We start from the raw sequence: 11,618 nt of genomic DNA, 5'->3' as shown, positions 1-11,618 counted from the left end.
CTCCCGGGGGCCGGATCGGTGGGCCCGGCGGTGGATTCCGCCGGGCCCACCGACGTTCAGCGGTTCCCGCCCTCCCGCCCGCCCGGTGGCTCGGGGACGACCGTGGCGTCACCGTCCACCGCCGCCCGACGGCTCGGGGGAACACCCGGTGTTTCCCCCGGACCGGTGCCGGAAGCCGACCCGGGGTCCGTGCCGGGGGCGCCGGGCCCACCGAGCAACAGGGCGTGCAGCCGGGCCCGTTCCCGCCGGTAGGCGGGGTCGTCGGCGTAGTCCCCGTGCCCCAGCAGGGGCGCGGGCAGCGGGCTGAGCAGGTTGCGGCCGTAGTGACGTGGGTCCAGCAACGCGCCCCGGTCCACCGGCGGGTCGTCCCCGGTCACCCGCACCGGGCCGCCGATGGGGTCGGTCTCCCGCCACAGATTGCGCCAGCAGCGCAGGTCGTCGCGGAGCGAGCGCAACGCCGTGGGCCCGAAGTACCGCGGGAACCAGCGCCCGTACAGCCGGTGCAGCGGGGACCCGTGGGTCAGCAGGGCGACGCGACTTCGGGTGGGCGCGTCCAACTGCCACACCGCGGCCGCCGCCAGGACGCTGCCCTGGGAGTGACCGGAGATCACGATCCGCCCGCCGGTCAGGTCCACCCAGGTGCCCATCCGCCAGGACAGGTCGGGCACGGCCCGCTCGGCGTAGCAGGGCGGGGCGAAGGGATGGGCGGCGCGCGGCCAGAAGGTGCCCACGTCCCACAGGATTCCCACGGTGCGGCGGGCCGCGGGGTCGCGATAGGCACGGCGACCCATGGCCACCAGGACCACGACCCCTATCCCCATGGTCCAGGAACCCACCGCCTGCGAGAGCGCGGCGAAACCGGCGACGGGTCCGGGCCACTCCTCGACGGCGAGGGCCGGGGTCGCCCCGGTCAGCCCCGCTCCCAGCGCGGCCCCCGCGCCCAGCAGCAGCGAGGAGACGACCACCGTCCCGAACATCCCCGGCGCGCGATCGGTGATCCGGGCCCGGGCGACCGCGGAGGCCAGGTGCGTGGTGCGCACCTCGTGGGGACGGGAGTGTTCGTCGGGGTAGTGACCGAGGATGCCGTCGGTCAGCCGTCGACCCTCGAGTCGGGTGCGGACCGTCACCACCAGGGCGAGCACGGCCACCACGCACAGCAGGGTCGGGAGGGTCGCCGCCTGCCAACTGTGCAGGACGGGCGGGCCGGCCAGCACGCCGGGGCCGCCGAGGGTGGAGTGCGGGTCGAGCCAGCCGGCGAACCGGGCGGCCACGCCGCCGGTCAACACACCGCCCAGGGCGCAGCCCAGGAGAGCGGCGGCCGGACCGCCGAGACCGCCGAGAACCCCGCGATCGGTGCGCGGGGCGGCGTGGTGCAGGCGGACCGCCACTGCCGCCAGGCCGACCGACAACACGAGTTGGACCGCGGTGAGGATCGGGAATCCCCACGAGGCGGGGTGGGCCCCCGAACTCTCGAACCCCGTGCGCACCGGCATCGAATGGGCCAGGCAGAGCACCAGCAACACCAGACAGGCCACCGGCAGGGCGGTGACGTAGCGGGGAAGCGGACGCACGTCCCGGTCGATCTCGGTGCGGCCGGCGCGCAGCACTATCCGGATGACCACCGCTGCCAGCACCGCGCCCGCCGCGGCCATCACCAGGCCGGCCACGAGCAGGGGCCGGGTGCCGCCGGGCGACAGGTCGCGGACCAGGGAGCCGCTCAGCAGGACCGTGACGATGGTGAGGAGTCCGGCGGCGGTGTGCGCGGCCCGCAGCCGCCCCACCACGCCCCTCCCGTACCAGAAACCGGGCAGGCCGAGCTGGGCATCCCCGCCCCCGTCGGCGCGCAGGCGCACGGGCGGATAGGCGGATTCGTAGGCGCTCCAGGTCCGGCGGGAGAGCCACCACAACAGGCCGACCAGCAGCACCGGAAGAACCGAGGTCAGGGCGAGACGACGGCCGGGGTGGGACCACCAGCCGCCGGACTCGGCCAGGAAGCGGAACCAGGTGCTGCGCTCCGCGCACAGCGGCGCGGCGAAGCACTGCCAGGCCAGCAGGTCCATGGTCACCACACAGGCACCCGCGACCAGCAGCACCGTCAACGAGAGGGCCGTGAGGCGGATGAGGACGTCGTACCAGCGGTGCGAGCGGCCGTGACCGGGCGCGGCGGGGCGCATCCAGTGCGCCATGTTGACGATCATGAACGGCAGGAGCAGTAGCCACAGGGCCCGCGCGCCGTTGCCCGAGGTGAGGTTGGACCAGGTGTACGCCTCGCGGACCGGTCGCTCGTCGTCCCAGGGACGGTCGACGAGATCCTCGGCCGCGCGGTGGATGGCGGCGGTGCGGTCACCGGTGACGCGGACGGCACCCGGATCACCGAGCATCTCCTGCGGGGTGGCCCCGCCGACACCGTGGACCAGGAGTTCCAGGGCGGGCACGGGTCGGCGCCGCGGCCCCGGTGCGGGCGGGGGCCCGCATCCGGGGGACGGCCGTCCGTGGGGCGCCGGGGGCTGGAGGTCCGGCCCGTCGGTGGGGGCGACGCGCCGGCGCGGGCCGGGGACCGGCCCGTCCGGTCCCCCGTGCCCGGGGGCGGGCGGTTCGGGCGGTTCCGGTTGGTCGGGTAGGGACGGCATCGTTCGCGACTCCCCTCCGTCGGCGGGTGTCCGGAAGCGCCACGGCTCCCGGTGCCTCCCGCCAGGACTCGGCTGGACTTCCCGCGGGGTCGGCCGGACCCGGTCGGTGGGAGACGAACGCTCCGGGCGCGGCGCGGTTCGACGACGGGTCCCGGCCCCGCGTCGGCCCCCGGACCACTCCGGTGCGCGGGTGTCCCCCCGCGCACCGCGTGATCCGACGGCCCGTCACGGTAACGCACACCGGGCGCCGGAGGTCACGGCGTACGTCGGGGCATCGGCGGCCGGACGTGGGAGGATGATCGGTGGACCCTGGGGCGGGGTCCCCGGGGGCGGCGGGGCCGGGAGGGCGAGAGGATCGGAACCACGCGGGGTCGGGCGCGAGGTCACCGGCCTGCGCGGGGTTCGGGAACAGGGAGGCGACGGTGGGTGACACGGCGAGCGGCGTCGGGGGCGCGGCCGGGGGCGGTGGTCCGACGACCACCACCCTCCCCGGGGCCGACCAGCAGAATCTGCTGGCCGGCCAGCGGCGGGCGCTCATTCTGGAGGAGGTCCGCCGGCGGGGCGGGGTGCGGGTCAGCGAGCTGACCCGGCTCCTGCAGGTCTCCGACATGACGGTACGGCGGGACCTGGACGCGCTGGCCCGTCAGGGGGCGCTGGAGAAGGTCCACGGCGGGGCGGTACCGGTCGTCGAGGGGCGCACGCACGAACCGGGGTTCGAGGCGAAGTCGGGGTGGGAGCAGTCGGCCAAACAGGGGATCGCGCGGGCCGCGGCGGCCCTGGCCTCCCCCGGCAGCGCCGTGGCGCTCTCCGGGGGGACCACGACCTGGGCGGTGGCGGGGGAACTGGTCGATCTCCCGGACCTGACCGTGGTGACCAACTCCGTGCGGGTGGCGGACGTGTTCCACACGGCGGCCCGGGCCTCCGAGGGCGGTTCGACGACGGTGGTGCTCACCGGTGGGGTGCGAACCCCCTCGGACGCGCTGGTGGGTCCGGTGGCGGACTCCGCGATCGGCTCCCTCCACTTCGACCTGTTGTTCCTGGGTGTGCACGGCATCTCGGCGGAGGCCGGTCTGTCCACCCCCAACCTGGCCGAGGCGGAGACCAACCGGCACTTCATCCGTTCGGCCCGTCGGGTGGTGGTCGTCGCCGACCACACCAAGTGGGGCACCACCGGGCTGAGCACCTTCGCCGCCCTCGACGAGGTGGACGTGTTGGTGACCGACGGCGGGTTGTCGGACGAGGCCCGGGCGATCCTGGAGGACCGGGTCCCGGAGGTGGTGATCGCACCCGCGCCGATGCCCTGATTCGGGGCCCGGACCGGGCCGCGGCACCTCGTCCGGGAGCCGGGCCGGTCAGTCCGTGCCGCCCTCCTCCCAGGGCCCGCCATCGAGGAAGGCGCGCATCACGGCACGGTAGGGCTCGATCCGCAGGCCCCGGGCGAGGGTCCACCCGTCGGAGTAATACCGGTCCAGGTACCGGTCGCCCGGGTCGCACAGCAGGGTGACCACCGAGCCCTGCCGGCCGGCGGCCCGCATCCCGGCCACGATCCGCAGCGCCGCCCACAACCCGGTGCCGGTGGAACCGCCCGCCCTCCGGCCGGTCACCTCGGCGAGGACCCGGACGGCGGCGACCGAGGCCGCGTCGGGAACCTTCATCATCCGGTCCACCGCGCCGGGGACGAAGCTGGGTTCCATCCGGGGACGGCCGATGCCCTCGATCAGGGAGGCCCCGGTGCTGGTGGCGTCCGGGTCCCCGGAGACCCAGCCGTCGAAGAAGCAGGAGTTCTCCGGGTCGGCCACACAGACGCCGGTGTCGTACTGCATCCAGCGCACGTAGCGGGCGATGGTGGCCGAGGTACCGCCGGTGCCGGCCGTGGCGACGACCCAGGCGGGCACCGGATGTCGCTCGAGCGCCATCTGGGCGAAGATCGATTCGGCGATGTTGTTGTTGCCGCGCCAATCGGTGGCGCGCTCGGCGTGGGTGAACTGATCCATGTAGTGGCCGCCGGTCTCCTCCGCCAGACGGACCGACTCCCGGTACACCGCACCGGGGTCGTCCACCAGATGGCAACGGCCGCCGTGGAACTCGATCAGCCGGGTCTTCTCGGCGCTGGTGGATCTCGGCACCACCGCGATGAACGGCACCCCGACGAGACGGGCGAAGTACGCCTCGGAAACCGCCGTGGAACCGCTGGACGCCTCGATGACCGGTCGATCGGGACGAATCCAGCCGTTGCACAGCCCGTAGAGGAACAGTGAGCGGGCCAGGCGGTGCTTGAGACTGCCGGTGGGATGGGTGGACTCGTCCTTGAGGTAGAGGTCGATGCCCCACCGGGCGGGGAGCGGGAAGGAGAGCAGGTGGGTGTCGGCGCTGCGGTTGGCGTCGGCCTTCACCAACCGGATCGCCTCACGGACCCAGCGACGCAGTTCGGGGTCGCTGCGATCGACATCCCGGGTCGCCCGAACGGCGGTGTCCGGAAGCCGGGGCGACGCCGGACCCGCGGGGGCGGGTGACGGCTCGGCGGGGGAATCGACGGAAGAGGGGAACTCGCTGCTCACCCGGGAAGTGTAGGAGGTCGGTCGGGGTCGCCCCGCCCGCCTCCGGGTGCCGGAGGCGGGCGGGGCATCGGCTTGCGGCCCGGTGTGCCCGGGGTCACCCTGGGGCGCACCATCGCCCGGGCGCACCCGGGCCCGGCGCCTCCGGCCCCCGCACGGCATCCGGAGCGACGCAGGAAGAGGCTTGTCGTGATTCCTCCCGTGATCCCTTCCACCGACCCCCACGAGACGCCGGGTACGCCCGCAGCCTCCGACCCCGACCCCGGCCGGTGCCGATCCCGGCGAAGCCGACGATGTTCGGTGGGGTTGCGCGTGGTGCCCCGCCGGGTGGGTCGGGTGCGTCGGTTGGTGGAGGACCAACTGCACCGGTGGGACCTTCCCGATGCCGTCGACACCGTGCTGCTGGGCACCACCGAACTGGTGGCCAACGTCCACCGACACGCGGGGCCGGACAAACGCTGCACGATCGAACTGGTCCTGCGCGGGGACAGGTTGACGGTGATCGTGTTCGACCACGGCCCCGGGCTGCCACGCGAGCGCCGAGCCGGCCCCGACGCCGGGAACGGGCGCGGGCTGGCCCTGGTGGCGGCTCTCGGCGAGAGCTGGGGGGCCAGGGTCAGGCCGGGCGGCCGGGGCAAGGCCGTCTGGTTCACCCTGCGGCTGTCGACCGGTGAACCGGGAGCAGGCTCCCCGGGGAACCCCCTCGTGGAACCGACGGGGGACCCACCCGCGGAGGTCGCCGTGGAGGTCGCCGGGGTCACGGGAACCGGGATCGCACCGGCCGGGTCCCCACCGGGGCCCGCCCCGCTCCCCGACCCCGCGTCGGGCGGGGGAGGGAGCGAGGAGGCGGCCGTACCGGCGGTCTGAGCCCGACCGCCGGGCTCAGGACCCCGCGGGCACCCCGACCCGCAGGACCGCCGACGGATCGTCGAGCACGGGCTGCCACGCCCGTTCGGCGGCTCCCACCAGACTGCCGTGGTCGAGGGTGCCGGGGACGATGGGGACACTGCCGCTGCGCCCCCACAGGCTGTGGTCGGCGACTCCGGCCCGCAGCCGTCCGGGATCGGCCTCCAGCAGGGCACGGTGCAGCCCGCCCAGGACGATCCGGTCGGGGTTGAGGATGTTCACCAGTCCCGCGAGGCCCCGTGCCAGGCGGTCGATCAGGGCCCGGGTGGCCCCGCGGACCGCCTCGTCGGCTCCGCCGCCGGGGCCGGCGGAACGGGCCAGCGCGCAGGCCTGGTCCAACAACGAACCCGCGGGGCCCGGCTCCCGGCCCGCCGCCTCCAGCAGGGCCATCGGGTCGGTCTCCACGTCCAGACAACCCCGGCCGCCACAGTGGCAGGGACGACCGGCGGGGTCGACGGTGAGGTGCCCGACCTCCAGCGCCAGACCGGCGCTGCCGGTGTGCAGTCGGCCGTCCAGCACCAGGGCACCACCGACCCCCCGATGGCCGGTGGCCACGCACAGCAGGTCGCGGGCCCCCCGTCCGGCCCCGTGCCGGTGCTCGGCGAGGGCGGCGAGGTTGACGTCGTTTCCGCAGAAACCGGCGACGGGCACACCGGCTTCCTCCAAACACCGGGTGAAGATCTCCCGGACCGGCGAACCCGCGGGCCAGCGCAGGTGGAGCGGGTTGAGCGCGATGCCGTCCGGTTCGGTGACGGCCGAGGGCACGGCCAGTCCCGCGCCCACGCAACTCCGACCGGTGGCCCGCAGCAGCGCCGCCCCGGCGGCGACCGCCTCCTCGAGCGCGACGGCGGGGTCGGGGTGCACCTCGCCGCAGGCCGGCGCGGTGGCGATGATCCGACCGCCCAACCCGACCAGAGCCACCCGGAAGCCGTCGGCGTGGATCTGGGCGGCGAGCGCCACCGGGCCGTCGTCGGCGATGGTCAGGCGGTGCGAGGGGCGCCCCTGGGAACCGGCGGCGGCGCCCGGCCGGACGTCGACGGCGATCAGGCCGAGGGTCTGCAGTTCGCCGGCGACGGCGCCGGCGGTGGCCCGGGTGACGCCCAGTTCGGTGGTGAGCACGGCCCGGGTGGGAGCCCGGCCCGTGTGCACCAGTTCCAGGGCGGGTCCGAGGGCGTTGCGCCCTCTCTCCGGTTTGGTACGCGAGGTGGTCACGGGGCCATTCTCGCTTTGTGGTCCTCCTGAACAAAACGGCGGGTGTCCGCGTCCCGACCCCGGGTGCGCGGTCGGGGGTTGGGCACGGGGGGACCGACTGGCAGAATCCGGGCATGGACATCAGGCTGCGGGACACGGACACCCTGATCGACATCCTGGCCGACGAGGGCGAGGCGTTGCTGTCGGCGGCCGAACTGGCCGGCCCGGACGCCTCGGTGCCGACCTGCCCCGGTTGGCGGGTGCGGGAGTTGGTGCGCCACCAGGGACGCGTGCACCGGTGGGCCGGCGCGCTGCTCTCGGAGGACGCCCCCGCGCCGGAGGGCTCGTCCACCGTTCCCGTACCGACCCGGGACGAGGAACCGACCGAGTGGTACCGCGCCGGGCTCCGCGATCTGGTGGCGCGTCTGCGCGCGTTCGACCCGGCCGCCGAGCGCTGGACATTCCTGCCCGGTTCGCCCTCCGCCCGGCACTTCTGGGCGCGCCGTCAGGCGCACGAGACGACCGTGCACCGGGTCGACGCCCAACTCGCCGCCGGCCGACGGCCCTCCCCGATCGGAACGGCCGCGGCCCTCGACGGCATCGACGAGGTGCTGACCGGTTTCCACTCCGGTGCGCGCAGCCGGGCCCGCTCGGAGAAGCCCGTCACCCTGGGGCTGCGGGCCTCCGACGTCCCCGGGGCCGAGTGGACCGTGCGGCTGTCCACCGAACCGCCACGGGTGACCGGACCCGGCACGGGGGCCGGCGCTCCCCTCCTCGGGGAGGCCGACTGCCTGGTCACCGGTCCCGCCGGCCGGTTACTGCTGTGGCTCTGGAACCGGGACCTCCCCGACGGTTCCGACGGGTGTCCGGCCGCCCCCGACGATCATCTGACGCTCACCGGGGACCCCGCCCCCGCCCAACTGTGGCGCGAGACCGGTGGTGTCTGACCGGTCCCCGTCGCCCCCCGGGGGACCGGTCCACCCACCCCTTCCCCACCGGATCGACGCCCCGCCCCACCGCGGCCCGGACCCGCCGAATCGCCCGACGCCGCCCCGACGACCCCGGCTCCGCGGAGGCGTGGTCGGCGGACTCGACTGCCCGGATGCCCGCGCGGAGGCCGACCGGGCACGGGCCCGCCGGGTGGGGTCGGGGCGCTGCCGCGACTGCGGGAGGTGTCGGACGCGGTGGGTGCCGCCCGTGGGGTGCGGGCCCGATCCGCCCTTCCCCGTTCCGGGAAGGGGACCCGGTCGCTCGGATGTCCTCCCGGCGGGTCAACGACGCGGAAGGCCGCGCCCCTCCCCCACCTCGTCGCCGTCCCCCGCCGTCGCCCCTCCCGTTCCCTCGTCGGTGGGAGCCGCCGTGCCGGCGGGGTCGCCCGCACGGCGGGCGTCGAGACGGTCCAGCGCGGTGACCAGTCGGCGCACCGAGGCGTGGTCGCGGGTGAGGTCGGCCAGGTTGGTGGAGCCGCGCACGATACCCGCGAAGACCGACCACGCCGGCGGGAAACCGAGCAGCGCGGTGTGCAGCAGGGCCGGGCGGTGGGTGAAGGCGGCGTAGAGCCGGCGGCCGACACCCATCTCCGCCCCCGGGCCCCGCGCGATGGCGTCGGCGTACTCCATCGCCCGCCGCCGGGTCTCCACGGCGTCACCGGCCACGGCCATCCGCACCGCAGCCTCACCCGCCAGACGTCCGGACCGCAGGGCGAAGGAGATGCCCTCCCGGGTCCACGGCTCGAGCAACCCCGCCGCGTCCCCGCACACCAGCACCCGCCCCCGGGAGAGCGGGGAGTCGTCGGTACGGCAGCGGGTGAGGTGGCCGGAGGAGATCTCGGGTTCGAAACCGGCCAGACCGCAACGGGCGGTGAGCTTTTCCAGGTAGCGCCGGGTGGCCGCTCCCTCGCCCCGCGCGGATATCACCCCGACCGTGAGCCGGTCCCCTTTGGGGAAAACCCAGCCGTAGGAACCGGGCAGGGGACCCCAGTCGATCAGCGCGCGTCCGCGCCAGTCGGCGGCCACCCCGGGTGGGATCGGGATCTCGGCCTCCAGCCCCAGGTCCACCCGGTCCGTGCGCACCCCCACGTGCGCGCCGGTGCGCCCGGCGCTGCCGTCCGCCCCGACCACGACCCGGGCCAGGAGCGTCCCGCTCCCGGCCAGGCGCACGGCCACTGTGCGACGGTCGGGGACCTCGGGGCCGTGCTGCTCCACCCGCTGGACGGTCGCGCCGGTGCGCAGCCGGGCCCCGGCCCGGACCGCGGAGTCGACGAGCCGCCGGTCGAACTCGGGGCGGTCCACCAACCCGAAGAGCATCCGTCGGGAACGCCGGGTGCGGTTCAGACGCCCGTCCAGGGAGAAGGTGACGGCGTGCACCCGGTCGCGCAGTGGCAGTTCGAAGCCGGGGGGCAGGGCGTCGCGGGAGGGGCCGATGATGCCGCCACCGCAGGTCTTGTAGCGGGGCAGCTCCGCCCTTTCCAACAACAGCACCCGACGACCCGCCTCGGCGACGGCCCGCGCGGCGGAGGCCCCGGCGGGGCCGGCCCCCACCACGATGACGTCCCAGATGGTGTTCCCCGTCACGCTCGCACCGCTCACGATTGGCCGTCGCTCCCCGTCGTCGCGTCCCGAATCCCCCGCGTCACCGCATCCTACGACCCGGGCCGGCGGAACCCCGCTGTGGGATGATCTCCGACGACGCGGCCCGCCGACGGCGCGGCCCCCGGTGACGATCCACCCCCCGCCGGGGTTCCGCACCGGCCCACCGCCGTGCGCGCCGCGACCCGGGAGACCCCCGGACACCGGACGCCCCGACACCCAGGAGAGGTCCCACGATGCAGTCCACCCCCGACCCCGGCCACGCCACCGGCCCGCGAACCACCGGGATCACCGCCGGGATCGCCGCCCTGATGCCGCGCGCCCGGGAGGAGCTGGCCGAGTTGGTCGCCTTCCGTTCGGTGGCCGATCCGACCCAGTACCCGCCCCGGGAGTGCGAGGCGGCGGCCGAGTGGATCGCGGCGGCGCTGCGCGCCGAGGGTTTCCCCGATGTGCGGCTGCTGGAGACCCCGGACGGCACGATCTCCGTGTACGGGGAGCTGCCCGGTCCGGCGGGCGCGCCGACCGTCCTGCTCTACGCGCACTACGACGTGCAGCCGCCGCTGGACGAGGCCGCCTGGACCTCACCTCCCTTCGAGCTGACCGAGCGGGACGGCCGGTGGTACGGCCGGGGGGCCGCCGACTGCAAGGGCGGGGTGATGATGCACCTGCTGGCGCTGCGCGCGCTGCGGGCGACCGGGGGCGTCCCGGTGGGGATCAAGGTGATCGTCGAGGGCTCCGAGGAGCAGGGCACCGGAGGGCTGGAGCGCTACGCGGAGGCCCACCCGGAGCTGCTGCGGGCGGACGTCGTGGTGATCGGCGACAGCGGGAACCTCCGTGCCGGGGCGCCGACGGTCACCGCGATGCTGCGCGGCATGACGATGGCGCGGGTGCGGGTGGACACCCTGGAGGGGAACCTGCACTCCGGTGCCTTCGGCGGGGTGGCCCCCGATGCCCTGGCCGCCCTGATCCGGGTGCTGGACTCGTTGCGCGACACGTCCGGTGACACCGTCGTCGACGGGCTGCCGGCGGACGGTGTGTGGGAGGGCACCCCCTACCCCGGGGAGCGCTTCCGGGCGGATGCCGGGGTGTTGGAGGGGGTCGGACTGATGGGTTCCGGGGAGCCCGCCGACCAGTTGTGGGCGCGTCCGGCCGCGACGGTACTGGGCATCGACTGCCCGCCGGTGACGGGGGCCACGCCGTCGGTTCAGGCGAGCGCCGCCGCGCTGGTGAGTCTGCGGGTGCCGCCGGGGGTGGACGCGGGTGAGGCGGGCAAGCTGCTGGCCGCCCATCTGGAGTCGCGGGCCCCGTGGGGGGCTCGGATCTCGGTGGAGGCGGTCGGGGAGGGCCAGCCGTTCCGGGCCGACGTGTCGAGTCCCGCCTACGCGGCGATGGCGGAGGCGATGTCCGCCGCCTACGACGGCGCGCGGATGGAGGTGATCGGCCAGGGCGGCTCGATCCCGCTGACGGCCGCCCTGGCGGGTCTGTACCCGGAGGCGGAGATCCTGCTGACCGGGCTGAGCGAGCCGGCGGCCCGCATCCACGCCGTGGACGAGAGTGTGTCCCCCGACGAGTTGGAGCGGATGTCGGTGGCCGAGGCGCTGTTCCTGCTGCGCTACGCCGAGCGCGCCGGCTGAGGAGTCGCGGCGATCCGCTGCGAGGCGGATTCCCGCCCCCGTCGGTCCCGGGGGCCGGCCGCAGCCCCCGGGAGACGCCGCGCCGCGTTCCACCGGCCCCGGGGTCGGGGTTCC

8 protein-coding genes are annotated in these 11,618 nt (G+C 75.4%); 4 read left to right on the top strand and 4 right to left on the bottom strand.

The features are described 5' to 3' along the window. Positions 1-56: 56 nt before the first annotated feature. Positions 57-2,381: a hypothetical protein gene (locus tag LZF96_RS03885; RefSeq protein ID WP_374203092.1), complete on the bottom strand. Its 2,325-nt coding sequence runs from the start codon at positions 2,379-2,381 to the stop codon at positions 57-59. Between the two features lie 758 nt (positions 2,382-3,139). Between LZF96_RS03885 and LZF96_RS03880 the strand changes: the two genes are divergently transcribed. Beyond that, on the top strand, positions 3,140-3,934 hold the full coding sequence (locus LZF96_RS03880) for a DeoR/GlpR family DNA-binding transcription regulator (RefSeq protein WP_233865776.1): 795 nt from the start codon (positions 3,140-3,142) through the stop codon (positions 3,932-3,934). A 48-nt stretch (positions 3,935-3,982) separates the two neighbouring features. Here the strand turns inward: LZF96_RS03880 and LZF96_RS03875 are convergent, their stop codons facing one another. Continuing rightward, entirely contained in the window at positions 3,983-5,188 is a 1,206-nt protein-coding gene (locus LZF96_RS03875) for a PLP-dependent cysteine synthase family protein (protein WP_308294140.1), read from the bottom strand. A 297-nt stretch (positions 5,189-5,485) separates the two neighbouring features. Here LZF96_RS03875 and LZF96_RS03870 point away from each other — a divergent pair, with 297 nt between their 5' ends. Beyond that, complete coding sequence (locus LZF96_RS03870) at positions 5,486-6,052, top strand: ATP-binding protein (RefSeq protein ID WP_233865624.1); 567 nt, start codon at positions 5,486-5,488, stop codon at positions 6,050-6,052. A gap of 15 nt (positions 6,053-6,067) precedes the next feature. Here LZF96_RS03870 and LZF96_RS03865 read toward each other — a convergent pair whose 3' ends face one another. After that, entirely contained in the window at positions 6,068-7,303 is a 1,236-nt protein-coding gene (locus LZF96_RS03865) for an ROK family protein (protein ID WP_233865622.1), read from the bottom strand. Positions 7,304-7,416: 113 nt separating this feature from the next. Between LZF96_RS03865 and LZF96_RS03860 the strand changes: the two genes are divergently transcribed. Next, on the top strand, positions 7,417-8,229 hold the full coding sequence (locus LZF96_RS03860) for a maleylpyruvate isomerase family mycothiol-dependent enzyme (RefSeq protein WP_233865613.1): 813 nt from the start codon (positions 7,417-7,419) through the stop codon (positions 8,227-8,229). Positions 8,230-8,553: 324 nt separating this feature from the next. Here LZF96_RS03860 and LZF96_RS03855 read toward each other — a convergent pair whose 3' ends face one another. After that, positions 8,554-9,873 (bottom strand): geranylgeranyl reductase family protein, encoded by a 1,320-nt coding sequence (locus LZF96_RS03855; RefSeq protein ID WP_374203091.1) that lies wholly within the window; start codon positions 9,871-9,873, stop codon positions 8,554-8,556. A gap of 308 nt (positions 9,874-10,181) precedes the next feature. Here LZF96_RS03855 and LZF96_RS03850 point away from each other — a divergent pair, with 308 nt between their 5' ends. Then, positions 10,182-11,504: a dipeptidase gene (locus LZF96_RS03850; protein WP_233865772.1), complete on the top strand. Its 1,323-nt coding sequence runs from the start codon at positions 10,182-10,184 to the stop codon at positions 11,502-11,504. The last annotated feature ends 114 nt before the right edge of the window (positions 11,505-11,618 follow it).

Origin of the sequence: Streptomyces sp. ST2-7A (assembly GCF_021390475.1) — a bacterium.
Classification (GTDB): domain Bacteria; phylum Actinomycetota; class Actinomycetes; order Streptomycetales; family Streptomycetaceae; genus Streptomyces.
This window is presented reverse-complemented; position numbering and strand designations above follow the sequence as displayed.